Genomic DNA, 24,474 nt, shown 5'->3' on the forward strand with positions numbered 1-24,474 from the left:
CGCCGGCAAGCGGCCCCCGACCTGTTTTAGAACTCCGAGTTGTAGCTGGTGAACGAGCCGGCGTCGACGCGTACGCCAGCCGCCGTGTAGCAGGCGACGTTGCGTACGAGCACGGTCGAGCCGCTGTAGAACCAGCCCGCCTGGATGTTGCAGAACTCGCCGCCGCGGCCGAACGGGGTCACCTGCACCGTGTCCGGCTGCTGGGCCACGGCGCGGAAGCTGACGAGGGTCAGCCCGAGGCCGGAGGCGGACAGGCCGTTGGCGCCGGGGCCGGCGACCGAGCTGAAGTTCGTCGGCGGCGGACCGGGGTTCGGCGCCGGGAGCGGCGGCCGGTTCCAGATGTAGCCGAAGTTCCTGGGCGGGTACGCGTGCCCGAAGAGCGACCGTTCGAACTGGTAGCTCACCGTGAACCCGGTGTCGAACGGCGCGCCGGTCGCGTTGAAGCAGAGCACGATGATGTCCTGCGCGGCCAGGCTGGAGCTCCACCTCGCCACCTCGCAGTGCGCCCCGACGCTCGAATTGACGGCCGTTAGCTGGACGCTCCCGTCGAACGGGCCGGGCGTGCCGAGCGCGGGGAAGGTCACGTGGTACTGGCCAGGCGAGCCGAGGTGCGTGACGCTGTTGCCGCCGCCGAGCACGGAGTTGTACTCGCTCACGATCGCGCCCGTCGGTTGCGCGTGCGCGTAGCCGTAGAGGCCGGGGATGGCGTCCGGCGGCGAGCTGCTCGTGAAGACCGCCGTGAACGCCGTGTTGACGGGGGTACCGCCGGGCCGGTAGCAGCGGACGTACGCCAGCTCGTCGGCGCCGGACGGACCCCAGCGCATCGCCTGGCACCACACCGCGCTGCTGTTGATCGCGGTGACGTGCACGACGCCGCCGCGGGCCGCCTGACCCGGGAAGATGATCCGGTAGACGCCGATCCCGCCGGCCGTGACGGTGGTGGCGGGCGGCCACGTGCCGGAGGGCACCACCGCGGCGCCGTTCCAGAGCACGAAGCCATGACCATCGGGTACGGCTGCCCGCGCCGGTGCCGAGACGCCCACCGCGCCGGCCAACGCGATGACGAGTGCGCTCGCGCCGGCCAGCAGTCTGTGCCTGGTTCCCATATCGCTCCTTCGTGGGTTGGGTATGGGGACGCCAGAACAGAGGAGTTGGTCAATGGATTGATACAGCGGATCTGACGACAGGCGGATGCCGACATTTGACCGGACACCTCCGCGTGATCTTGGCGATATGGAAACGACACAGCCCGCTCGGAAAGTGATCGACATGGCTCCCACTCCACCCACGGACGCCGAGCTCGACACGATGATCCGAGCTCGCCTCGCCTCACTCGGAATCGACCTGGACCAGTTGCCGCCCGGCACGGCCGCCGACCCGGCGACCGGCTCGCCCGGCCGCGACTCCGTACTCGCCTCGCTGCGCTCGTTCGTCCGGAGCACCGTGACGACGCTCGCCGCGTACCAGCTTCCGGCTCCCGCGGGCAGCGATCCGGCCGACGCGGCGGCGTACTCCCAGCAGCCCGCGCCGATGCTCTACCCCTCCATCAGCGCGGCGTGGCGCGAGTGAGCGCCGTCGACCGGCGAGCGTTCCTCGCCCGTACCGCCGCCGTGGGCGCGGCTGCCGCCGCCGGTGCCGCCCTCCTCCCGACCGCCGCGGCGTGGGCCGGTGGCCCCGCCCGCTTCGGCGGCGGCGCGTACGTGCGCCCGCGCCCCGAGGCCATCGCCGACCCCACCGAGCTGACGCTCGCCGAGGCCGCCTGGATGATCCGGAACGGCAAGCTGACCCCGGCCGCGCTCGTCGAGGCGTACCTGGCCCGGATCGGCGAGTACGAGCCGGTGTACCAGGCGTTCAACACCGTGCTCGCCGACCAGGCGCGGGCCGCGGCGAAGGCGGCCGGGCGGCGGAAGCACACCGGCCCGCTGCACGGCATCCCGCTCGCCGTCAAGGACAACTACTGGACCGAGGGCGTGCTCACCACCGCGAACTCGTACCTTTTCCAGGACTTCGTACCCCCGCGGGACGCGACCACGGTGGCCCGCCTCAAGGCGAGCGGCGCGATCGTGCTCGGCAAGACCCAGATGGGTCCACTCGCGACGACCCGGGCGACCACACCGGACGGTCGCATCACGACGGTCAACGCGTGGACACCGACGATCCCGGGTACGGACCCGGGCGGCTCGTCCACCGGCTCGGCGACCGCGGTGGCGGGGCGGCTGGCCACCTCGGGTACGGGCACGCAGACCGGCGGCTCGATCACCGCCCCCTCCAACGCACAGAATCTGACCGGGCTCAAGCCCACCATGGGTCGCGTGTCGCTGGCCGGGATCATCCCGCTCAGCTACACGCGCGACCACCCCGGTCCGCTCGCCCGGGACGCCATGGACGCGGCCATCATGCTCACCGCGATGGCGGGGGAGGACCCGGCCGACCCGCGTACGCAGGGGCTGCCGCGCGTGCCCGACCTGGTGGAGGCGGCGACGCCGGTGCGGTCGGGGCGCAGGGTCCGGGCGCGGTGGAGCACGCGGATCGGCGTACTTCCCGGGTACGCCGACGGCACCTCCGCCACCGCCCTCGCCCGCAAGGCGTTTCTCTCCACTGTGGACGACATCGACGGCGTACGGCTGGTGGACGTGCCGCTGCCCGACGAGTGGGAACTGCTGACCGGCGGCGCGTTCAACAACGTCCGCCTGCCCGAGCGCAGCGAGCCCTTCATGCCGTACCTCCGCACCGACCTGCGCGGCTTCGGCGTCTCGGTGACCGGCTGGCTGCAGGGCGCGCTGCTCGGTTCGAACGAGTTCGTCACCGGCCAGCGGGCCAAGCTGGTGCTGCTCGAACGCGTGCTGGAGCAGATCTTCGAGCGGTGCGACGTGGTGGTGCAGACCGGCCCGGTGCCGTTCGACATCCTCGGCCTGCCGGAGATCGGCTTCCCGATCGGCTTCACGGCCGCCGGGGTCCCGATCGGGGCGATCCTCGGCGGCGAGCCGTACGCGGAGGAGCGCCTGCTCTCGGTCGTGGCCGCCTACCAGGCCGTGACAGACTGGCACTGGCGCCGCCCGCCGAATCCGCCCGCCGCGGGCGGGCCGGCGCTCCGCTCCGCGATGCCCGACCGTGGTCGCCTTACCGCGGAGGACGTGGTCGCGCAGATGCAGTGAACCGGCGGGAAGCAGCGGGTCCGGCGTTGTGCGGCGCCGGACCCGCGGCTATTTCAGGCGGTGTGCGCGGCCTGGCCCGGTCAGTCGCGCGTCGGCGCGCACGATGATCTGCTGCTCGACGCCGACGCGGAGATCGGGATGGGCGGTCGCGACGCCGGCCAGCGCTTCCCGGACGACCGCCGCGGGGTCATTGATGAACTTCTTCACGGCCGGGCTCCTTCCAGAGGTGGTAGCCCGGGCTGAGGTGTGTTCGGTAATGCTGAAGTGTGTTCGGAACCTTGTGTGCGTTGCGCGCGAGTGTCAAGGGTATGACGCGGGGGCCGATCAGGAGGCCGCGGCGACCCAACGGCGGGTCGCCGCGCGGCCCGCGCCGAGGTCGCGGGAGAGGTGGCGGGCGGTCTCCCGGACCGCGACGGCCAGCCCGTCCCGGGTCTGCCCGGCGAGCAGCCGCTCCACCGGCCCGACCGCCCCGATCGCGCCCACGACCTCGCCGGTGTGGTCGAAGACCGGTGCCGCGATGCCGGCGTCGCCGATGGCGGCCTCGCCCTCCTCGACGGCGTAACCCGCAGCTCGTACCCTCTCCAGATCCTGGACCAGCGCGGCGGGCTCCGTGCGCGTGGCGCCGGTGAGCGCGGCGAGGGGGCCGCGCAGCAACGCCGCGCGGTCGGCGTCGGGCAGGTGCGCGACGATGGCCTTGCCCAACGCGCAGGTGTGCCACGGGATGACCGCGCCCACCTCGATGATCTGCACCGCGCCCTCGGGGCGGAACGCGTGGTGCAGGACCAGCACGTGGTCGCCGGAGAGCGCGCCGACCCAGACCGCCTCGTTGGTCCGGTTGGCCAGGCCGCCGGCCCAGGCCACCGAGCGGACCCGCAGCTCGTGGGTCTCCAGGTAGGCGTTGCCGAACTCGAGGAGGGCGGGGCCGAGCCGGTACTTGCCGGTCTCGCTGTCCTGCGCCACGAGCTGGCCCGCCTCGAGCGTGCGGAGCAGCGCGTGGGCGGTGGGCTTGGCGACTCCGACGCGCTGGGCCACCTCGGTCACGCCGGCGCCCCGCGCGGCGGAGCCGAGCACGCGCAGGATCTCGATCGCCCGCGCTACCGACTGGACCATGGTGCCGCCTCTCCGCCCACCGCGGAGGCCGGGCGGTTCACTGTTGCCGAACGGTGTTTTGGAAAATACCATTTTCGGTCATGGCGGGATTCGTGGGCATCGTGCTCGTCTCGCACAGCGCGGAGCTCGCCGCCGGTTTTGCGGGAGCTGCTGTTGCAGGTGGGTGGGCGGTCGCTCACGGTCGAGGTGGCGGGCGGCACCGAGGAGGGCGGCATCGGCACCAGCTACGACCTGGTGCGGGCCGCGATCGAGAGGGCGGACGCCGGCGCCGGCGTGGTCGTGCTGCCGGACCTGGGCAACTCGGTCCTGACCACGCGGGCCGTGCTCGACGACCACCCCGGCCCCGCCGTCACCATCGTCGACGCCCCGCCGGCACGACCGTCACGCTGCGCGCCACCGGTCCGGCCGCGGCCGCGGCGGTGGACGCCGTGGCGGCCGTGCCGAGCGCGGCGGAGTAGGGTCCTCCGGGCACCTCGGGACTCGTCCGGTGGGACCTCTGATGCCCCCGGTGGTGGGGACGTCGGCGTGGGGCGGGCGGTACTAAGCTGCCGGTGACGGTCGCCGACGCCCGCCGCCTACAAATATCCGACAGGGGTCGGCCCGAGGGCCGATCCGGCGGAGGGACTAGCCTGATGACCGTGACACGCCGCGCGAAGATTGTCTGCACTCTCGGCCCCGCCACTTCCTCTCCGGAGCGCATCCGGGGCCTTGTAGACGCCGGGATGGACGTGGCCCGCCTCAACTTCAGCCATGGCTCGCACGAGGACCACGAGCAGGTCTACCAGCGCGTTCGGGAGGCGGCCGAGGCCGCCGGCCGGGCCGTCGCCATCCTCGCCGACCTCCAGGGTCCCAAGATCCGCCTTGGCAAGTTCGCCGAGGGTCCGGTCGAGTGGCGCACCGGTGACACCGTCGTGATCACCGGCGACGACGTGGTGGGCACCGCCGACCGGGTCTCCTGCACCTATCGCAAGCTCCCGCACGAGGTCAAGGTCAGCGACCGCCTCCTGATCGACGACGGCAAGGTGGCCGTCGAGGTGAGCGCCGTGCATGGCAACGACATCCGTTGCCTGGTGGTCGAGGGCGGCCCGGTCTCCAACCACAAGGGCGTCTCGCTGCCCAACGTGGCGGTGAGCGTGCCGGCACTGTCCGAAAAGGACGCCACCGACCTGCGCTTCGCGCTGGGGCTCGGCGTCGACCTGGTGGCGCTCTCGTTCGTGCGCTCGCCTGAGGACATCAAGCTCGTTCACGCGATCATGGACGAGGAGGGCGTGCGCCGCCCGGTGCTCGCCAAGGTGGAGAAGCCCGAGGCGGTGACCCATCTGGAGGCGATCGTCGACGCGTTCGACGGCGTCATGGTGGCCCGCGGCGACCTCGGCGTGGAGCTGCCGCTCGACCAGGTGCCGCTGGTGCAGAAGCGGGCCGTCCAGCTCTGCCGGGAAAACGCGAAGCCGGTCATCGTCGCGACCCAGATGCTCGACTCGATGATCGAAAATTCGCGCCCGACCCGCGCCGAGGCCTCCGACGTGGCCAACGCGGTGCTCGACGGCGCCGATGCGGTCATGCTCTCCGGCGAGACCAGCGTGGGGAAGTACCCGGTGCTCACGGTCAGCACGATGGCCAAGATCGTGACGACCACCGAGGCCGGCTCGATCGGCGTGCCCCGCCTCCAGCACGACCCCCGCACGCACGGCGGCGCGCTCACCGTGGCCGCCTCGCAGATCGCCCGCAACATCGGCGCCAAGGCCCTCGTCGCCTTCTCGCAGACCGGCGACACGGTGCGCCGCCTCTCCCGGCTGCACTGCGAGCTGCCGCTGCTGGCCTTCACGCCGGTGCCCGAGGTGCGCAGCCAGCTGGCGCTCTCCTGGGGCGTGGAGACGTTCCTGGTGCCGTTCGTGCAGCACACCGACGACATGTTCCGGCAGGTCGACCTGGCGCTGCTGGGCATCGGCCGGGCCAATCCCGGCGACTACGTGGTGGTCGTCGCCGGCTCCCCGCCCAACGCGCCCGGCTCCACCAACACGCTGCGGGTGCACCAGCTCGGTTCCCTGGTCGACGCGGCGACGGCGGCGCGAAGCAGCGGCCGGTGACCGACACCGGCGCCGCGGGGGCGTCCCCGCTCCACGGGCGGCGGCCGTGAGCGACCCGCTCGTCGGTCAGGCGGCGGTCGACCATCTCCTCGAGGTGCTCGACCTGAAGGAGCTGGGGCCGTTCACGTTCCGGGGGATCAGCCCTCCGGTCGGCCCGCAGCGGGTCTACGGCGGCCAGGTCGCCGGCCAGGCGCTGGTGGCCGCCGGCCGCACGGTCGACCCGTCCCGGCTGGTCCACTCGCTGCACGGCTACTTCGTGCGCCCCGGCGACCCGACCGAGCCGATCGAGTACCACGTGGAGAACATCCGCGACGGCCGCTCCTTCTCCGTGCGCCGCGCGGTCGCGGTGCAGGGCGGTCACACGATCTTCTTCATGTCCGCGTCGTTCCACCGGCAGGAGGAGGGGCTCGACCACCACGCGCCGGCCCCGCCCGGCGTGCCCGGCCCGGACGAGGTGCCGACGATGGCCGACCGCCTCGCCCGCTACGCCGACCGCGCCGGCATCTGGGCGGCCATCCCGCGCCCGATCGACGTGCGCTACGTGGGCGAGCCCGGCTGGGTCGCGCCCGGCGACCGCCCCGCCGACCCGTACCAGCGCGTGTGGATGCGGATCGACGGGCGGCTCCCCGACGATCCGCTGCTGCACGCGTGCGCGCTGACGTACGCGTCCGACCTCACCCTCCTCGACTCGGTGCTCTCCGTGCACGGCGAGGTGTGGGGGCCGGGCGGCGTGGTGGGGGCGAGCCTCGACCACGCGCTGTGGTTCCACCGGCGGTTCCGTGCCGACGAGTGGTTCCTGTACGACTGCTGGAGCCCTTCCGCCTCCGGCGCCCGAGGGCTGGCCACCGGGCGCATGTTCACCGAGGCGGGGCGGCACGTGGCGACAGCCGTGCAGGAAGGGCTGCTCCGTCGCGTGGGCGGCTGACCCGCGCGGCGCTTGCCTTCTGTGCGCGGTGCTCGCCTTGTGCGCGCGGTGCTCGCCTTGTGCGCGTGGTGCTGGCCTTGTCCGTGTGGTGCTGGCCTTGTGCGCGCGGCGCTCGTCTTCTGCGTGGCCCTCGCCCGGCGGCCCTGAGGCGTGGTCGGGCATCGCTCGGTGGCGTGTGGGTGGGCTCCCGGTCGGCATTCTCGACCGGGATAATGGGAATCATGCGACTGTCTGCCCGGGTCGACTACGCGCTGCGCGCCGTCGTCGAGCTCGCCACCGCCGTCGAGGGCCCGCTGACCGCCGAGCGCGTCGCGAAGGCGCAGGAGATCCCGCCCAAGTTCCTGGAGAGCATCCTGCTCCAGTTGCGCCGCGGCGGGGTGGTGCACGCCCAGCGCGGCCCGGAGGGGGGCTACTGGCTGGCCCGCCCGGCCGGCGAGATTTCGCTCGCCGACGTCATCCGCATCATCGACGGTCCGCTCGCGCACGTGCGCGGGCAGCGGCCGGAGGAGCTGGGATACCACGGCGCGGCCGCCGCCCTCCAGGAGGTGTGGATCGCGCTGCGGGCCAGCGAGCGGCAGATCCTCGAGTCGGTGACCGTCGCCGACGTGGCCACCGGCCAGCTCCCCGAGCGGGTGCGCGAGCTGGTCGCCGACCCGAGCGCCTGGGCCTGATCAGGTCTCATTTTGCGGTACCGGCTTGACGCCGCCGGCCATCTCCCGGATTCTCGACTAAGTCAATCGGAATTACCGAAGAGGTGGACAACGTGCGGAAGCTGATCGTCCTCGCTCTCGTGGGGCTCGCCGCGCAGCTCGTCGACGGCGCGCTCGGCATGGCGTACGGCGTCACGTCCACCACGCTCCTCCTCGTCGCCGGTGTCGCCCCCGCTTCCGCCTCCGCCTCGGTGCACCTGGCCGAGCTGGGCACCACGCTCGCCTCCGGCGCGGCACACTGGCGCTTCGGCAACGTCGACTGGAGCGTGGTGCGCCGCATCGCGCTGCCGGGCGGCATCGGCGCGTTCGCCGGCGCGACCTTCCTCAGCTCGATCTCCACCGAGGCGGCCGCGCCCTGGATGGCGGGCATCCTGCTCACGCTCGGTGTCTACCTGCTGATCCGCTTCACCCGCCCGCTCGGCGAGCGCCGCGCCCGCCGGCCGCTGCGCTCGCGCTTCCTCGCCCCGCTGGGGCTGGTGGCCGGCTTCGTCGACGCGACCGGCGGCGGTGGCTGGGGTCCGGTGGCGACGCCGTCGCTGCTGGTCTCGGGGCGGATGGAGCCGCGCAAGGTGATCGGCTCGGTGGACACGTCCGAGTTCGTGGTCGCGGGAGCGGCGAGCATCGGCTTCCTGATCGGGCTCGGCTCGGAGGGCTTCATCCTGCCCACCGTCGCCGCGCTCCTGGTGGGCGGCCTGATCGCGGCACCGCTCGCCGCCTGGCTGGTGCGGATCGTGCCGGCCCAGCTGCTCGGCGCCGCGGTGGGCGGGGTGATCGTGCTGACCAACTCGCGCACCATGATGCGGGCCTTCGACGCGCCGGGCGGGCTGCGCCCCGTCGTGTACGTGGCGGTCATCGCCGCCTGGGCCGGTGCGCTGGTGCTGGCCGTGCGCACGCTGCGCCGTACCCGCAAGGCGGCCGCCGAGGCCGCGGAGGCACCGGAGCCCGTACCCGCTCTCGACGCGGCCTAGCCCAACCTCGACGCGGGGCCGCCGACCCCGCGGAGGCACCGCGCGGTCGCCTGCCTGGACGTCGGCCCTGCCGGCCTGATCCAGGAGATCCGATCGAGGCGACAGGCGCGCTGCGTCCGTGGCGATTTCCTGCCCCCGGGAGCCTGTTGCAAAATCGTCAGATTCGCGCGAACTGAGGGTCGCGCTAACCCTCGCTGGCCGCCGTTCGACGGCCAGCGACCGATACAGCCGTGTTCTTCTTGACACTCACTGTGATCCAGCAATTTTGCAACAGGCTCCGGGAGGAGCAATTTCTCGCCACGGACGCCGCCAACTCGGGTCATGGATCGAGCGACGTCCGGCGACGCTCGCCGCGCTGGCGCGTGGAGACAGCACGGCGAGAAACGCGGGCCGCGGCGGTCCGGAGATCGAATCGCGGACCGCCGCGGCGGTGGGCAGGTGCGTGACCGGCGCGCCTGGTGGTTCAGGGGGCGGCGGTGCCGCCCCGGGAGTAGCGGGATGTGCGGCCGTGCCGGCGCGAAGGGCGGACCCATACCCCCGCCACCGAGGTGTTCGTGCGGTCGCGCGGGCGGAGCGGCGACGCGAAGAGCGGGACCGATGCGGCCGCGTTGTCGAAGCGGGGCACGATCCAGGCGTACACGACCCGCAGGACGCCGGTGACGGGGAACAGCGAGCGTGCGTCAGCCACTACCCCATTACAGCAGTGTTCGGAAGGATTGCGGCCGGATCAGAATTATGGGCGCCGGCCCCGGCGTCGCGTGCGCCGCCAGCCCGGACAGTGGGCCCAACCGCGCCTTCGGCAGCCGCGCCGAGAGCACCACCGAGAGCGGCGCCAGCGGTCGCCCCACGAGCGGCCACACCGGCGACCCCAGCGGCGGCGGTCGACGTGCGGACCGTCAGGCGCGGGTCCAGCAGCGTGGCGCCGGGCACCTGCTGCCCCTCCAGCTTGCGCATCAGCAGCGTGACCGCCTGGTGCCCCACGTCTTCGGCGGGGATGAGCACCGAGGTGAGCGCCGGGCTGGCCCGCTCGGCCACCTCGTCGGGGCAGATGGCGACGACCGAGATGTCGTGCGGCACCTGGCGGCCGAGCAGCGGCAGCGCGGCGAGCAGGTGCGCCACGGCCGCCTCGTTGTGCACGACGAGACCGGTGAGGCTGGGATGGCGGTCGAGCAGGCCGGCGAGCTCCTGGCGTACGGCGTCGAAGCTCTCCTCGCACGGCTGCGCGATCGCCTCGATGCCGTATCGTTCGGCGGTCTCGGTGAAGCCGGCGCGCGTGCGGTGGGCGAAGCCGGTGTCCCGCTCGTACACAACGGCGGGCGCGCCGAGCAGCGCGATCTCGCGGTGCCCCAGCGAGGCGAGGTGGTCGACGCAGGCGGCGCCGGCCCGGTAGAAGTCGAGGTCGACGCAGGTGAGGTTTTCCGCCTCGGCGGGGAAGCCGATCAGCACGCTCGGCCGCTCCAGGTCGCGCAGCAGCGGCACGCGGGGGTCGTGCATCTCCACGTCCATGAGCACGATGCCGTCGACCATCGCGCTGGCGGCGATCCGGCGCAGCCCGTCGGGGCCCTCGTCGGCGGTCACCAGCAGCACGTCGTGGTCGAACTGCCGAGCCGTCGTCACCACCGCCGTCGCGAACTGCATCAGCACCGGCAGGTGCATGCCCGATCGCAGCGGCAGCACCAGTGCGATCACGTTGGCCCGCTTGCTGGCGAGGGCGCGCGCGCCCGCGTTGGGGTGGTAGCCGAGCGCGCGGATGCTCGCCAGCACGCGCTGCCGCGTGGTGGCGGAGATCGCCCGCTTGCCGCTCAGCACGTATGACACCGTGCTCACCGCGACGCCGGCGTGCCGGGCCACGTCGGTGATCGTGACCATGTCGGCGCGCTTGGCGCCACCGGCTTCAGCCACTCGACGCCTCCATCCCGCCACTGGTGAACGTCAGACAGCTCACCGTAGCGCCTGGCGCCTCGAACGACAGGTAAAGGTCCTGCACGCCGGCCGCGCCGGTCACCGGCGCGTGCACCTCGGCCCAGTCGTGCCGGCCGTTGGCCGTCGGCACGACGATGCTCCCGGCCACCGGCCCGGAGAGCGGGTCGTCGAGGCGCAGCGTCACGCGGGCGCCGGCCGCTTCCCGGGTACGGCTGGTGACGCGCGCCGCCACCGCGCCCGCGCCCGCCCCGAAGTCGACCCGCTGGAAGCCGATCCAGCCGGCCGGCTCGGCGGCGCCCACCGCGTCGGCGCGGGCCGGCTCGTCGTCGAGCAGCACGGTGCCGGCGTAGTCGTCGTGGTCGACCGCCCACAGGGGACCGTCGAGCGGCCGCCGCGGGCCGACCTCCTCGCCGCGCACCGACAGCGTCGCGGTGAGCGCGATGTCCGCACTGGACCGTCCGATCTGGATGGTGTGGCGGGCGGTCTCCACGACGCGCGCCCCGCGGGTCACGTCCCAGAACCAGAGGTCCGCGGCCCGCAGCGGGAACGTGACGGTCGCCCTCTCGCCGGGCTCAAGCGTGATCCGCCGGAACGCGCGGAGCCGGCGCAGCGGCTGCTTGACCCGGGAACGGCGCTGGCGCGTGTAGAGCTGCACGACCTCGTCGCCGGCCCGGTCACCGGTGTTGGTGACGTCGACCGCCACCTCGACCGTCCCGCCCGCGTCTACCTCCACAGTGGATAGTCGCAGGTCCGAGTACGCGAACGAGGCGTAGCTCAGCCCGTGCCCGAAGGGGTACAGCGGCTCGCCCCGGTAGTAGAGGTACGTGGCGTCGCAGGCGATCACGTCGTAGTCGAGCAGGTCGGGCAGCTCGGACGCGTCCCGGTACCAGGTCTGGGTGAGCCGCCCGCCCGGGTCGGCCGCGCCGAGCAGCACGTCGGCGAGCGCGTTGCCGTACTCCTGCCCGCCGTGCGACGACCACAGCACAGCCGGCAGGTGCGTGTCGGCCCAGCCGATCCCGTACGGGTAGCTGCTGGTCACCACGAGCACCGTGCGCGGGTTGGCCGCGTGTACGGCCCGGATCAGCGCCTCCTGCGCGGGCGGGAGCGCGAGGTTGGGGCGGTCTTCGGTCTCCCTTCCGTTGATCATGGGGTGGTTGCCGACCACCACCACGGCCACGTCGGCGTCGCGGGCGGTGGCCGCCGCGTCCCGTGCCCCGTCGGCGACGAGCTCGACCGTGAACGGCGTGCCCCCCTCGGCGCCGGCCGCGTCGGCCCGCAGCACCCCGTCGGGGCCGGCCGCGACGTACCGCCCGGTGGCGAGATGGTGGAGCACGACCTGGCCGGCGCCCCGCTCCACCAAGCGGAACGTCTCCCGCACGATCCAGCCGCCGGGCTGGGGGCGGTCGTTGAGGAGTACCCCGTTGTCGTCGACCCCGACGTGCATGGCGTTGGCCGCGGCCCGCAGCGCGACGACGCCCTCGCCCCAGTCGAAGAGGTCGAAGCTCGCCTCCGGGCCGGGCGCGGCGCCGTCCGCGCGCAGCGGTCCGTCGGCGGCCCACGCGTAGCCGTCCGGGCCGCGCAGCGCGATGCGGTCCACGCCCTCGTGGAAGGTGGCGTGCACGCGCGCGGCCAGCCCGCCGTACGCGGTGACCGCGTAGGGGAGCGTGCCGCTGTACCAGTCTTCGTGCAGCGTGTCGGCGAGCGGCCCGATCACCGCGACCGTGCCGCCGCGGAGGGGGAGCAGGTCGTCCTCGTTCTTGAGCAGGACGATCGACTGCCGGGCGGCTTCCCGCGCCAGCTCCTGGTGTGCCGCGCAGTTGATCACGTCGGCGGTGATCCCCGCGTACGGGTTGCGCTCCGGCGGGTCGAACTCGCCCAGCCGGAACCGCGTCGTGAGGATGTGCCGCGCGGCCCGGTCGACGTCCGACTCGTCGAGCAGCCCGCGATCGAGCGCCTCGGTGAGCCGCGCGAGCGTGGGGCCGGAGTCGCCGTCGTCCTCGGTGAAGCTGTCGATGCCGGCCCGCAGCGCGGCGGCGTATCCGGCCGCGTGGTCACCGTGGTAGCCCTGGTCGCCGGCGATCTGCGAGGCCGCCGAGGCGTCGCTGACCACCAGCACCTCGTCTTCGGTCCACCGGCGCAACTCGTCGTTGATGAGGGGGCTGAGGTGGGCCGGCCGCCCGTTGACGAGGTTGTACGACGCCATCGCCGCCACCGCCGCGCCCGCCTCGATGGGCGCGCGGAACGCCGGCAGCTCGTACTCGTGCAGCACGCGCGGCGGCAGGTTGCTCGACGTGAGGTGGCGGTCGGTCTCGTTGTTGTAGCCGAGGAAGTGCTTGAGCGTCGGCGCGGTGCGCAGGTAGACGGGGTGGTCGCCGCGCAGCCCCGAGGCGTACGCGGTGCCCATCACGCCGGTCAGCCACGGGTCTTCGGCGTACCCCTCCTCGTTGCGGCCCCAGCGGGGGTCGCGCAGCGGGTTGACCACGGGCGCCCACACGTTGAGGCCGACCCGCGCCGGGTCCTTGTGGTGGAAGCCGCGCACCTCGTCGCCCACGGCCTCGCCGACGGCGTGCACCAGCTCGGGGTTCCAGGTGCTGGCCAGCCCCACCGCCTGGGGGAAGACGGTCGTGGGGCCGACCCAGGCCAGGCCGTGCAGCGCCTCCGTGCCGGTGCGGAAGGAGCCGATCCCGAGGCGGGGGACCGGCGCCTGGTGCTGGTGGAGCAGTGCGACCTTCTCGGCCAGGCTGAGGCGGCCCAGCAGGTCGGCCACTCGGGCAGGGAGCGGCCGGTCCGGGTCGCGAAACGTCTCTGTCATCGCTTTCACCCGTCCTCTATGGACTTCGAAGCGCTTTGAGGAGCCAACGTCGCGGTGGGAGATCCGCGGAGGTCTGTCTGCTCGAAGCGCTTCGACAAGCCGTCGAAGAAAACTCCGTCGCGTTTCACGAGTGTTACGCCCGGAGCCCTCTGAGACTCGCACCAGATAGCGGTCCAGGTCAATAGGAGCGCTCCCACGAAGTTTCAGGAAAGCGCTAACCCGCAGGTCACAGGCGGGTGACCGGCGGCGGGAGGGTGAGCCCTTCGGGCGTGTCCGTTGGAGATCCACTTCGTGGGAGACGCCCCGCGGCCGGGCCCCATGAGGTGGGACCGACGGCCGGGCCGAGGTCGAGCGCGGCCCGGCGGTCCGCCCGGTCAGGAGCGCGACGAGGTCACACCGCCGGGAACGGGGGGAGATGGCCGGCGTCCACCGCCGCCAGCGCCCTCGCGGCGCCACCGGTCGCGGCGGCGCCCTGGGCGAGCCCGGAGGCGACGATCCGGCAGCCACCGGCGTCGGGGGCCACCGCGCGGACCGCGAGCTCGGCCTGCGCCGCGGGCAGGATCCAGGGCGCCAGCGGTACGAAGTTGCCGCCCAGCACCACCACGTCGGGGTTGACCAGGTTGGCCAGGATGCTCACGCCGTGCCCGAGATGCCGCCCCACCGCCGCGAGCGCGTCGACCGTGGCGGCGTCGTCCCGGCGGGCGCGCCGCACCACCTCGTCGATCTCCGGCGCGAAGTCGGTGACCGGGCCGTCGGCCTCGGCCTCCGGCAGCACGCGCTGGATGATCGCCCGTACGCCGGCGAGCGCCTCCAGGCAGCCCACACGCCCGCAGGGACACAGCGGACCGCCCGGGTCGAGCTGGAGGTGCCCGATCTCGCCGCTGAACCCCCGGCCGCCGCGCAGCAGCCGCCCGTCGACCACCACGCCGGCGCCGATGCCCAGCTCGCCGGTGAGGTAGACGAGGTTGGCCGTGCCGGCGAAGGCGCCGTAGCGGTGCTCGGCCAGCGCGGAGAGGTTGGCGTCGTTGTCGACCGCGACGTCGTACTTGGGGTCGCGGAGCGCGCGCACCAGGTCGGCGCGGAGCTCGACGTCGCGCCAGCCGAGCCCGGTCGCGAGCCGCACCGCGCCGTCGGCGTCGACCAGCCCCGGCACGCCCACGGTCACGCCGAGCACCTGCCGGCCCTGGGCGGCCACGCGCGAGGCGGCCCGGGAGGCGAGCGCGGCGATCGTGCTGACCGCCTTGCCGGCCGCCGTCTCCGTGCCGGTGAAGGCGCGGCGCCAGGAGAGCAGCTGCTCCCCGGCGAGGTCGACCGCGACGGCGGTGAGGTGGTCGGCGGAGACCTCCATGCCGATCGCCGCGTACGGCTGGCCGTCGAGCACCAGCATCGTCGCCGGCCGCCCGATCCGGTGCTCGGCGAGCCCCGTCTCGCGCAGCAGCCGCCGCTCGATGAGGTCGGCGACCAGGCTGGAGACGGTCGCCTTGTTGAGCCCGGTCGCGGCCGCGATGTCGGCGCGCGAGCACGGCGCGTGGGTGCGGACATGGCGGAGTACGACGGCGAGGTTGGTGGCTCGCACGTCGGCGAAGTCGGCCGGCTGCGGCCCGCTCTGCATCGTGATCAAGTCAGCCCCGTTCCCGGCGTCGGTCTGATGGTGCCCCGGGCTGGCCTGACCATCATGCCGTACCGGGTCCGCCCTTGTGGCGGCGGTCACCGTTGGTCTAGTTTGTGATTCGCGAGACTTTGTTTAGTCAGTAGACGAACTAACTACAGTCATACCACTTTTTGCCAATAGAAGGGAGTGCGCCGTGACTCCACCCCTCGCGGGCGCGGCGACCAACCGCAGAAAATTCCTCGGCCTCACGGGGCTCAGTGCCGTCGCCGTCGCCGGTGGTGGCCTGCTCAGCGCCTGTGGGGAAGGGGGCGGGAGCAAGGGCGCCGCGACCGACACCAACAAGGTCTCCGGCGTGCTGCCGGCGCAGGGCAAGCTGCCGGACGGCATCCCGCAGCCGGACATCACGAGCACCCGCCCGATCCCCGACGGCTACAAGGCATACCCGAGCAACCTGGTCGACGTGATCGCCGACAAGCCCGGCTCCAGCGGCAAGGAGATCAGCGCGATGACGCCGGCGTGGGGTCCGGCGCCGCCCGGTATCGGGCAGAACGCCTATCTCACCGCGATCAACCAAGAGCTGGGCGTACCGATCAACTTCTCCATCCAGGACGGCCTCACGTACGCCGACAAGCTCAACGCGATGCTCGGTGCCCGCGACGTGCCCGAGCTGCTCTGCGTCCCGCAGTGGGAGGTGGAGAAGCTGCCCCGCTTCGCCGACGCGGTCAAGGTGCTCTTCGAGGACCTCACCGACTACCTCTCCGGCGACAAGGTCAACGCCTACCCGATGCTCGCCACCTTCCCCACCGGCGCCTGGCAGAACGCGCTGTGGAACCAGCGCCTCATGGCGATCCCCAACCCCACCGACGGCCCGTTTCCATGGGCGCTCTTCTACCGGAAGGACCTGCTCGACGCGAAGGGCCTGACCTACCCCAAGTCGATCGACGACCTGCTCGCGATCGGCAAGCAGGTGACCGACACGAAGGCCGGCGTGTGGGCGTTCGACGACATCTTCGCGATGGTGCAGATGTTCCACAAGGTGCCCGCCTCGGAGACCGGTTGGCGGCTGAAGGCGGACGGTACGCCGGAGCACAAGTACGAGACGCCCGAGTTCAAGCAGGCGCTGGAGGTCATGGCGCGGATCTACAAGGACGGCCTGGTCCACCCCGACCTGGTGGCGAGCAAGGGCGGCGACGCCAAGAAGCTCCTGGAGAGCGGCCGGATCATCTTCAAGCAGGACGGCATCGGGGCCTGGCAGGGCATGCAGGCGCAGCAGCAGAAGGTCACGCCCGCGTTCAACCTCCAGCCCGTGCCGATCTTCTCGGCCACCGGCGGCGACCCGCTGGTCTGGGGCGACGACAAGCCGATCTCGTACACCTTCGTCAAGAAGGGCGTCGGCAAGGAGCGCGTCGAGGAGCTGCTCCGCGTGATCAACTGGTGTTCGGCGCCGTTCGGCAGCAAGGAGTGGCACGTCCGCGAGTACGGCGTCGAGGGCCAGCACCACACGATCTCCGCGGACGGCCCGGTCAAGACCGACCTGGGCTTCAAGGAGATCGCCAACCAGTACTTCTTCGTCAGTGGCCGCAGCCCGGTCGTGCAGCCGTGGCCGGAGACGCCGAACTACGTGACCGACGTGCTGACCTACTCCAACTCCATGGTCAAGTTCATGGAGACGAACCCGTGGGACGGCATCAAGCTGGAGTTCCCGGCCACGTACAAGTCGCAGACCGTGCCGTACGAGGACAAGATTACCGACATCGTGCGGGGCCGGCGCGCGCTGACCGAGTTCGACGGGCTCGTGACCGAGTGGCGTGCGGCCGGCGGCGGCGACGAGGCCCGCGACTTCCTGGCCAAGGCGCGGAGCGACGCGGGTAAATGAGCGCGGTGACCGCCCGGCTCGTCCAGTGGCCGCCCGCGGCGGAGCGAGGACGGCCATGAGCACCGAGGCACCAGCGGCGGCCGGGACCAGCCAGGAACTGGCCCGGCCGCCAAGCCCGGCCGAGCCCCCGAAGAAGCGGCGCCGGCCGAAGGTACCCCTGCGAGCGCGGCTGCGCCGGGACTGGCCGCTGCTGCTGATGGTGTTGCCGGCCGGGCTCCTGCTGCTGGTCTTCCACTACCTGCCCACGCTCGGCAACGTGGTCGCGTTCCAGGACTACAACCCGTACGCCGGGGACGGGCCGCTCTCGGCGTTCCTGGCCAGCGAGTGGATCGGGTTCGGCAACTTCAACACGCTCTTCAGCGACCCGGCGTTCTGGGACGCGCTATGGAACACGCTCACCATCACCGCGTTCCAGCTGGTCTTCTTCTTCCCGCTGCCGATCGGGCTGGCGATCCTGCTCAACAGCGTGCTCTCCAGCAAGGTGCGGGGCTTCATCCAGACCGTCGTGTACCTGCCGCACTTCTTCAGCTGGGTCCTCGTGGTCACGTTCTTCGTGCAGATGCTCGGCGGGGCCGGACTGCTCTCCCAGGAGCTGCGGCAGGCGGGCATCGAGCCGCCGAACATCATGACCAACCCGGACACGTTCATCGTGCTGGTCACCGCCGAGGCCGTGTGGAAGGACGCCGGCTGGGGCATGATCGTCTTCCTGGCCGCGCTGTCGATGATCGACCCCAACCTGTACGAGCAGTCCGCCGTGGACGGCGCCGGCCGGTGGCGCCGCCTGTGGCACGTGACGCTCCCCGGGCTGCGGCCGGTCATCATACTGCTGCTGATCCTGCGCCTCGGCGACGCGCTCTCGGTCGGCTTCGAGCAGTTTCTCCTCCAGCGTGACGCGGTCGGCCGCGACGCCGCCGAGGTGCTCGACACGTTCGTGTACCACCAGTCCATCACCACGGGCAACTTCGGGTTCGGCGCGGCCGCCGGCCTGTTCAAGGCCGCTGTCGGGCTCGTACTGATCCTGGTCGCCAACCGGATCGCCCACATGATCGGCGAGCGGGGGTTGATCTCGCGGCAATGAGTGAACGTAGCGAGCGAATCATCGGGCGCGAGGTGTCTGGAGCCTCGCGGCCGTCCGCGGCTAAGCGAGGACTTCCATGAGCGGCACACGTCCCGTCTGGGAAGAGAAGCCGACCCCCCTCGGGCTGGCCGGCAAGGGCGCCGCCCTCACGCTCATGGCGCTGGTGGTGCTCATTCCAATGTGGTCGGTGCTGGTCACCAGCCTGTCGTCCCGCAAGACCATCAACGACGCGGGCGGCATGGTGATGGTGCCGAAGGGCATCGACGCCTCGGCGTACGTGACCATCTTCTCCGGCGGCATCGTGACCCGGGCGCTCTGGGTCACCACGCTTGTCACAGTCGCCGGCACGGTCGTCAGCCTCACGGTGACCGTGCTCGCCGCGTACGGGCTCTCCCGGCCCGGCTCGGTCGGGCACCGTACGTTGCTCTTCTTCTTCCTGCTCACGTTCCTGATCTATCCCGGCCTGGTGCCCAGCTACCTCGTGGTCACCGGCGTCGGTCTCAAGGACAGCCTGTGGGCGCTGATCCTGCCGAGCGCGGTCAGCGTCTTCAATCTGATCGTCGTCCGCGGCTTCTTCCAGGGGCTGCCCAACGAACTCATGGACAGCGCGCGCATCGACGGGGCGGGCGAGTTTCGCATCCTGTGGCGTATCGTGCTGCCGCTCAGCCGCCCGGTCATCGCGGTGGTGGGGCTCTTCTACGCGGTGGGCTACTGGAACGTCTGGTTCAACGCGCTGCTCTACATCGACAGCAACGACAAGTTTCCGATCCAGCGCATCCTGCAGAGCATGATCCTGCAAGGCCAGTCGCCCAGCTTCTCCGGCCAGTCGGTCGGCTCGCTCCCGCCCACGCAGGCCATCAAGATGGCGGTCGTGGTGGTGACGGTGGCGCCGATCGTGCTGGTGTACCCCTTCGTCCAGCGCCACTTCGTGAAGGGCGTCATCGTCGGCGCCATCAAGGGCTGACCGAGCGCCGGTAGGGGCCGTTTGGGCCCCTACCGGGCTTCGGCGGATCAGACGCCCGCGACCGAGAGGATCCAGGAGCGGTTGGCGGCCACGCTGCCGTAGTTCTGGTACGTGGAGCCGTTGCCGGTCGAGCAGACGCCGACCTGCTGTCCATTGTAGAACTGCGGGCCGCCGGAGTCGCCGCGCCAGGCGACGCCGTTGCCGCGGTTGCTGCGGATCGCCGGACCGCCGTACGCGTCCGTGGCGCTGTTGGAGGTGACGGTCACCGTGGCGGTCTTGAGCTGGCTGGAGGCGGGGCAGTTGGTGCAGGTGCGGCCCCAGCCGTAGATGTTGTTGGTCGAGCCGACCGGCGGGTTGCTGTTCGCCAGGGTCACGTACGTGGTGGAGACGCCGCTGCTGAGGCGGAGCAGCGCCAGGTCGTTCTGGCCGTAGGTGGCGGTGACGTTGCGGGTCTGGCCGCCCGAGGCGTAGTACACGCTGCCGACCCGGACGGACATGGTGCCGCCGAGGCAGTGGCGCGCGGTGAGTACCCACTGGGACGCGATGATCGAGCCGGAGCAGGTGAACGAGCCGCCGCTGAAGACGGCCGCCGCCCAGGGGGCGGAGGAGACGGTGCCGCCACCGATGATGTAGGGCTGTACCGGGGCGGCGGAGGCGGTGGTCGGCGCGACGAGGGCGCCGACGAGAGCGGTGGCCGTGGTGGCCAGGAGCAGGCGAATGCGCACTACGGACTCCTTGTGGGACGACCGAAGGGGGTTGACGCACAAGGTTAGGCATCCACGATGCTCGATGCTAATCCCGAATGGGTACTACCAGCGGCCTATGACACGCGAAGCCGGGACCGCCGCGGACAGGGGCGCAGGCGTGGCACCCCCACCATGGCACCACGCCTGCGCCTAGCGAACCTCTCCCGACCCTGCCTCGCGGTGCGCCCGTGCGGCCGGCGCGTCCGCGCTGTTCGGGCCGGGAGAAGTTCGGCGATCAGGTCGCCAGCACCACGTGCGAAACGTCCTGACCACGGTCGAAAGCGAGCGCGGCGTCCCGTACCCGCAAAGGTCCCTCACACGTCACGCGGAGGGTGTCTCCATCGCGGACGGCGACCACGACGGTGTCGCCGTCCGTGTCCCGCACCACCGTGCGGGCGTCGGTGCCGCCCCAGCTCACCACCGTCACGTCGGCGAACGGGCCGTCTCCCACGGTGTCCTGATCGGACAGTACGGGGATCAGCGCGCCGTGCCGCACGAAGAGCGGGATCCGCTCGAGCGGCGCGCGGACGCGCAGGTGCCGCCCGCCCTCGTGCACCTCGCCGGTCCAGTGGTCGACCCACCGCCCCGCGGGCAGGTAGAGGTCGCGTTCGCCGGACGGGTCGTGCATCGGCGCGACGAGCAGGTCGGGGCCGAGCAGGTACTCCAGCTCGGCGCTCCACGCCGCCGGGTCGGCGGGGGAGTCGACGAGCAGCGCGCGCATCAGCGGCGTGCCGGTGCGGGCCGACTCGACAGCGGCCGAGTAGATGTACGGCATCAGCCGGTAGCGCAGCCGCAGCGCCTGCACCACCAGGCGCTCCGCGTCGGCCGGGAAGTCCCACGGCAGGCGGCTGGTGGTGCCGTGGAAGCGGACGAGCGGGGAGAGCGCGGCGAACTGGGCCCACCGCACGTACAGGTCGGGGGTGGGCGTGCCGTGGAAGCCGCCCGCGTCGTGGCTCCAGAACGGCACGCCGGAGAGCCCGTGCGAGAGGCCGCCGCGCAGGGTGCTGCCCATCGCGGGGTAGGTGGCGTTGACGTCGCCGCCCCACTGGGCCGAGTGGCGCTGCCCGCCGAGGTACGACGAGCGCGCCCACACCAGCCCGTGGCCGGCGACCTCCCGGGTCACCGCGGCGACGGTGTCGTTGAAGAGCAGCGTGTACACGTTGTGCAGCTCGGTGCCGCTCATCCCGTTGTACGCCACCGAGTCGGCCGGCACGCCCTCGGCGAAGTCGGTCTTGAACGTGGCCACGCCCTGCTCCAGCAGCGGCCGCAGCAGCCCCACGAACCAGGCGACCGCGGCGGGGTTGGTGAAGTCGACGATGCCGGAGGCGGGGTGGGAGCCGTGCCACACGTCGGCGACGTACGCGGAGCCGTCCGCCCGCCGCAGGAAGTAGCCGGCCTCGGCCGCCTCGGCGAAGAAGGGGGAGTGCTGGCTGACGTACGGGTTGGTCCAGAGGCACACCTTGAAGCCCTGCTCCGCCAGCGTGCGCAACATGCCGGCGGGGTCGGGGAAGTTCTCCTCGTCCCACCGCAGGTCGGACCAGTGCCCGGCCACCTGCCAGTAGCAGTCGAGGTGCAGCACGTCGGAGGGGATGCCCCGCTCGCGCAGCCGCCGGGCCCGCTCCAGCACCTTCTCCTGAGTGTCCACATAGAACCCGGACGACATCCACGCGCCGAACGCCCACTTCGGCGGCAGCAGCGGGCGGCAGGTCAACCGGTTGTACCGGTCGAGCACCTCGGCCGGCGTGGGCCCGGCGAGCACGTAGTAGTCGAGCAGGTCGTCCGGCACCAGGATCTGCACGCAGCTGTGCGTGGACTGGCACATGTCGAACTCGATAGGCATGCCGCTGTCGACCAGCACGCCGTAGCCTCGGCTGGAGAGGTAGAGCGGCACCGTCTTGTGCGAGCGGTCGGACTCGGTGCCGAACGCGTCGAAGTTCCACATCAGGGCGCGCTGCCCGCGCTTGTCCAGCGGCGTGAACTTCTCGCCGAAGCCCACGAAGCGCTCGTCGGCCGGGGCGGTGAAGCTCTCGTGGTACGCCGCGACCGCGCCGTCCGCCAGCGAGCGGCCGAAGGGGAGCGTGCGCAGGCGGCCGCTGATGTCGCGCTCGCCGGCGTTCTGCTCCAGCAACACGCGGCCGGTGGCGTCGACGAAGCGCAGGTGCCACGGGTCGAGCGTGAGCTCGGCGGTGACCGCCCCGGCGCTGACCCGCACGACCGGGCCGCTCACCGTCACGGTCGCGGGATGCGTCTCGGGCCGCACCAGCGCGAGCGCGCGGGCGGCGCGGCCCCGGGCGTCGGGCGCCTCGCTCAGCCGTACCCGCAGGATGCCGTCGCCGGCGGCGCCGATCTGGATCGCGAGCGTCCCGCCGTCGGACGTGGTGGCCTTCACGGACACGCCGGAGGCGTCGGTGGTGACCAGCTCCGCCCTGGTCACGGCCGAGAGCCCCTGCTCTCCGGGGGCGCGGACGGGCAGGTCGGGCGGGTCGGCGACGAACTTCTCGTACGGCACCAGCGGCGGTCGGTACGGCATGTGGGTTAGTTTTTCGTCTAACCCAACAAACTGTCAACGCTTATCGGGAGTCATGGATGAAGTGGCCGCGCGGGCTCGACGGGCTGTGCTTCGGCGGGGACTACAACCCCGAGCAGTGGCCCGAGGAGGTCTGGCGGGAGGACGTCGCGCTGATGCGGCGGGCCGGCGTCAACCTGGTCAGCGTCGGCGTCTTCGCCTGGGCGCGGCTGGAGCCGGCGCGAGGGCGGTACACGTTCGACTGGCTGGACCGCGTGCTCGACCTGCTCGACGCCGGGGGAGTCAAGGTCGCGCTCGCCACGCCGACCGCCTCGCCGCCGCCGTGGTTCAGCCTCGCCCACCCCGACGCGCTCCCGGTCCGCGCGGACGGCACGCGCCTGCTGCACGGCAGCCGGGACACCTACTGCGCGAGCGCCCCGGCCTACCGGCAGGCGTGCCGGCGGATCGCGGGCGAGCTCGCCCGGCGGTACGCGGACCACCCCGCCGTCGCGCTCTGGCACGCGCACAACGAGTACGGCACGGTGTGCCACTGCGACCACGCCGCGGCCGCCTTCCGGGGCTGGCTGCGCGCCCGCTACCGCACGCTCGACGCGCTCAACGACGCGTGGACCACCGCGTTCTGGAGCCAGCACTACACCGACTGGGACCACGTCTTCCCGCCCCGCGCCACGCAGTACCTGCCGAACCCGGGCCAGGTGCTCGACTTCCGGCGGTTCTGGTCGGACGAGCTGCTGGCGGCGTACGTGGAACAGCGCGAGGTGCTCCGCGCCGCCGGGCCGGACGTGCCGGTCACCACCAACTACGTCTTCGGCGACTGGGTACCGGTGGACCACGCGCGCTGGTCCCAGGAGGTGGACCTGGTGGCGATCGACCACTACCCCTCCGACCCGGGCGCGGGGGCGGAGGAGGAGACCGCGTTCGCCGGCGACCTGGCCCGCTCGTGGGCCGGTGGCCGCCCCTGGCTCCTGATGGAGAGCGCGCCCAACCTGATTTACGCCGGCGGGCGGATGCACGCCAAGGAGCCCGGCCGGATGGCGCGGCACAGCCTGTCGCACGTGGCCCGCGGCTCGCGCGGCGCCATGTTCTTCCAGTGGCGGGCGCCGCGCGGCGGTGCGGAGCGGTTCCACTCCGCGCTCGTGCCGCACGCCGGGCCGGACAGCCGCGTGTATGGGGAAGCTTGTCTGCTCGGCCAGGCGCTCGACCGGCTCTCCGAAGTGGACACCGGTGCGGTCGAGGCTTCCGTGGCGCTCGCCTGGGACGCCGCCTCGTGGTGGGCGTTGCAGGGGCCGGGGCTGCCCTGGGACGGCATCGACTACCTGGCCGAGGTGCGGGCCGCCCACCGCGCGCTGTGGCGGGCGGGCATCACGGCCGACTTCGTCTCGCTGGGGCGGGGCGGGCCGCTCCCGTACCAGATGCTCGTGCTCCCCGCCCACTACCTGATGTCGGACGCGGAGGCCGCGGCGGTGCGGGCCTATGTGGACGGTGGCGGCCGGCTCGTGGCGACGTACCTGTCCGGGGTCGCCGACGAGCACGGCCGGGTACGGCTCGGCGGCTATCCGGGCGCGCTCCGCGACGTGCTGGGGGTACGGGTCGAGGAGTTCCGCCCGACCCCGGACGGCTGGACCGAGGAGGTGGAGCTGGCCGGCGCGGATGCCGTACTGCCGGGCGTGACCAGGCACCGCTTCGGCGCCGGGACGGCCTGGTACGTGTCGAGGCGGCTCGACGGCGCCGCGTTCGGGGCGCTGCTGGCGGAGGCGGCCGGCGTCCCGGTGCGGGAGGGGGCGGCCGAGCTGGAGCTGGTACGGCGCCGGGGCCGGCACGCGAGCTGGCTGTTCGCGCTGAACCACGGCACCACCGACCACGCGGTGGCGGCCGAGGGGACCGACGTGCTGACCGGGAAGCGGGTCGAGGGCGCCCTCGACGTGCCGGCCGGTGGCTGGGCGGTGATCCGCGAGGCCGGCTGAGGTGCGCTTTGCCGGTA

Annotated in this window: 20 protein-coding genes; 11 read left to right on the top strand and 9 right to left on the bottom strand. The window is 72.3% G+C overall.

What is annotated here, in order from left to right; all coding sequences use genetic code 11:
• Positions 1–26: 26 nt before the first annotated feature.
• On the bottom strand, positions 27–1,106 hold the full coding sequence (locus ACFFIA_RS14630; protein ID WP_377251091.1) for a hypothetical protein: 1,080 nt from the start codon (positions 1,104–1,106) through the stop codon (positions 27–29).
• 163 nt (positions 1,107–1,269) lie between these two features.
• Between ACFFIA_RS14630 and ACFFIA_RS14635 the strand changes: the two genes are divergently transcribed.
• Complete coding sequence (locus tag ACFFIA_RS14635; protein ID WP_377251093.1) at positions 1,270–1,569, top strand: hypothetical protein; 300 nt, start codon at positions 1,270–1,272, stop codon at positions 1,567–1,569.
• Positions 1,566–3,155, top strand: coding sequence for an amidase (locus ACFFIA_RS14640; protein ID WP_377251095.1), 1,590 nt, complete (start codon positions 1,566–1,568; stop codon positions 3,153–3,155). The genes ACFFIA_RS14635 and ACFFIA_RS14640 overlap by 4 nt, the downstream gene beginning before the upstream one ends.
• Positions 3,156–3,203: 48 nt before the next feature.
• On the opposite strand, the gene ACFFIA_RS14645 is transcribed toward ACFFIA_RS14640, so the two are convergent.
• Together ACFFIA_RS14645 and ACFFIA_RS14650 are read right to left on the bottom strand one after the other, a co-directional pair.
• The gene (locus ACFFIA_RS14645; RefSeq protein WP_377251097.1) at positions 3,204–3,362 is read right to left on the bottom strand and encodes a hypothetical protein; all 159 of its coding nucleotides are present in this window, start codon (positions 3,360–3,362) and stop codon (positions 3,204–3,206) included.
• Between the two features lie 117 nt (positions 3,363–3,479).
• Complete coding sequence (locus ACFFIA_RS14650) at positions 3,480–4,265, bottom strand: IclR family transcriptional regulator (protein ID WP_377251099.1); 786 nt, start codon at positions 4,263–4,265, stop codon at positions 3,480–3,482.
• A gap of 159 nt (positions 4,266–4,424) precedes the next feature.
• Between ACFFIA_RS14650 and ACFFIA_RS14655 the strand changes: the two genes are divergently transcribed.
• From ACFFIA_RS14655 to ACFFIA_RS14675, 5 genes are all read left to right on the top strand, one after another.
• A complete protein-coding gene (locus ACFFIA_RS14655; RefSeq protein WP_377251271.1) occupies positions 4,425–4,820 on the top strand; it encodes a PTS sugar transporter subunit IIA domain-containing protein in 396 nt (131 codons plus the stop codon).
• Between the two features lie 77 nt (positions 4,821–4,897).
• Entirely contained in the window at positions 4,898–6,352 is a 1,455-nt protein-coding gene (pyk, locus tag ACFFIA_RS14660) for a pyruvate kinase (RefSeq protein WP_377251101.1), read from the top strand.
• A gap of 46 nt (positions 6,353–6,398) precedes the next feature.
• A complete protein-coding gene (locus tag ACFFIA_RS14665; RefSeq protein WP_377251103.1) occupies positions 6,399–7,277 on the top strand; it encodes an acyl-CoA thioesterase in 879 nt (292 codons plus the stop codon).
• A 221-nt stretch (positions 7,278–7,498) separates the two neighbouring features.
• Positions 7,499–7,948 (top strand): RrF2 family transcriptional regulator, encoded by a 450-nt coding sequence (locus ACFFIA_RS14670; RefSeq protein WP_377251105.1) that lies wholly within the window; start codon positions 7,499–7,501, stop codon positions 7,946–7,948.
• A 92-nt stretch (positions 7,949–8,040) separates the two neighbouring features.
• A complete protein-coding gene (locus tag ACFFIA_RS14675) occupies positions 8,041–8,955 on the top strand; it encodes a sulfite exporter TauE/SafE family protein (RefSeq protein WP_377251107.1) in 915 nt (304 codons plus the stop codon).
• A 463-nt stretch (positions 8,956–9,418) separates the two neighbouring features.
• On the opposite strand, the gene ACFFIA_RS14680 is transcribed toward ACFFIA_RS14675, so the two are convergent.
• The 4 genes from ACFFIA_RS14680 to ACFFIA_RS14695 all read right to left on the bottom strand — a co-directional run bounded on the left by ACFFIA_RS14680 (position 9,419) and on the right by ACFFIA_RS14695 (position 15,302).
• Complete coding sequence (locus ACFFIA_RS14680; protein WP_377251109.1) at positions 9,419–9,643, bottom strand: hypothetical protein; 225 nt, start codon at positions 9,641–9,643, stop codon at positions 9,419–9,421.
• Positions 9,643–10,857, bottom strand: coding sequence for a LacI family DNA-binding transcriptional regulator (locus tag ACFFIA_RS14685; protein ID WP_377251111.1), 1,215 nt, complete (start codon positions 10,855–10,857; stop codon positions 9,643–9,645). Before ACFFIA_RS14685 ends, ACFFIA_RS14680 begins: the two co-directional genes overlap by 1 nt.
• A complete protein-coding gene (locus ACFFIA_RS14690; RefSeq protein ID WP_377251113.1) occupies positions 10,850–13,690 on the bottom strand; it encodes a glycoside hydrolase family 3 C-terminal domain-containing protein in 2,841 nt (946 codons plus the stop codon). The genes ACFFIA_RS14685 and ACFFIA_RS14690 overlap by 8 nt, the downstream gene beginning before the upstream one ends.
• A 391-nt stretch (positions 13,691–14,081) precedes the next feature.
• On the bottom strand, positions 14,082–15,302 hold the full coding sequence (locus ACFFIA_RS14695; RefSeq protein WP_377251273.1) for an ROK family protein: 1,221 nt from the start codon (positions 15,300–15,302) through the stop codon (positions 14,082–14,084).
• A gap of 193 nt (positions 15,303–15,495) precedes the next feature.
• Here ACFFIA_RS14695 and ACFFIA_RS14700 point away from each other — a divergent pair, with 193 nt between their 5' ends.
• The 3 genes from ACFFIA_RS14700 to ACFFIA_RS14710 all read left to right on the top strand — a co-directional run bounded on the left by ACFFIA_RS14700 (position 15,496) and on the right by ACFFIA_RS14710 (position 19,220).
• On the top strand, positions 15,496–17,178 hold the full coding sequence (locus ACFFIA_RS14700; RefSeq protein ID WP_377251115.1) for an extracellular solute-binding protein: 1,683 nt from the start codon (positions 15,496–15,498) through the stop codon (positions 17,176–17,178).
• Between the two features lie 55 nt (positions 17,179–17,233).
• The gene (locus tag ACFFIA_RS14705; RefSeq protein ID WP_377251117.1) at positions 17,234–18,256 is read left to right on the top strand and encodes an ABC transporter permease; all 1,023 of its coding nucleotides are present in this window, start codon (positions 17,234–17,236) and stop codon (positions 18,254–18,256) included.
• Between the two features lie 76 nt (positions 18,257–18,332).
• Positions 18,333–19,220: a carbohydrate ABC transporter permease gene (locus tag ACFFIA_RS14710; RefSeq protein ID WP_377251119.1), complete on the top strand. Its 888-nt coding sequence runs from the start codon at positions 18,333–18,335 to the stop codon at positions 19,218–19,220.
• 47 nt (positions 19,221–19,267) lie between these two features.
• Here ACFFIA_RS14710 and ACFFIA_RS14715 read toward each other — a convergent pair whose 3' ends face one another.
• Positions 19,268–19,945, bottom strand: a complete 678-nt coding sequence (locus ACFFIA_RS14715; protein WP_377251121.1) for a S1 family peptidase — start codon at positions 19,943–19,945, stop codon at positions 19,268–19,270.
• 256 nt (positions 19,946–20,201) lie between these two features.
• Positions 20,202–22,496 (bottom strand): TIM-barrel domain-containing protein, encoded by a 2,295-nt coding sequence (locus ACFFIA_RS14720; protein ID WP_377251123.1) that lies wholly within the window; start codon positions 22,494–22,496, stop codon positions 20,202–20,204.
• A 56-nt stretch (positions 22,497–22,552) separates the two neighbouring features.
• On the opposite strand from ACFFIA_RS14720, the gene ACFFIA_RS14725 reads away from it, so the two are divergent.
• Positions 22,553–24,457: a beta-galactosidase gene (locus ACFFIA_RS14725; RefSeq protein WP_377251125.1), complete on the top strand. Its 1,905-nt coding sequence runs from the start codon at positions 22,553–22,555 to the stop codon at positions 24,455–24,457.
• Positions 24,458–24,474 lie beyond the last annotated feature (17 nt).

The sequence above is a fragment of the Phytohabitans kaempferiae genome (assembly GCF_042433955.1).
Classification (GTDB): domain Bacteria; phylum Actinomycetota; class Actinomycetes; order Mycobacteriales; family Micromonosporaceae; genus Phytohabitans; species Phytohabitans kaempferiae.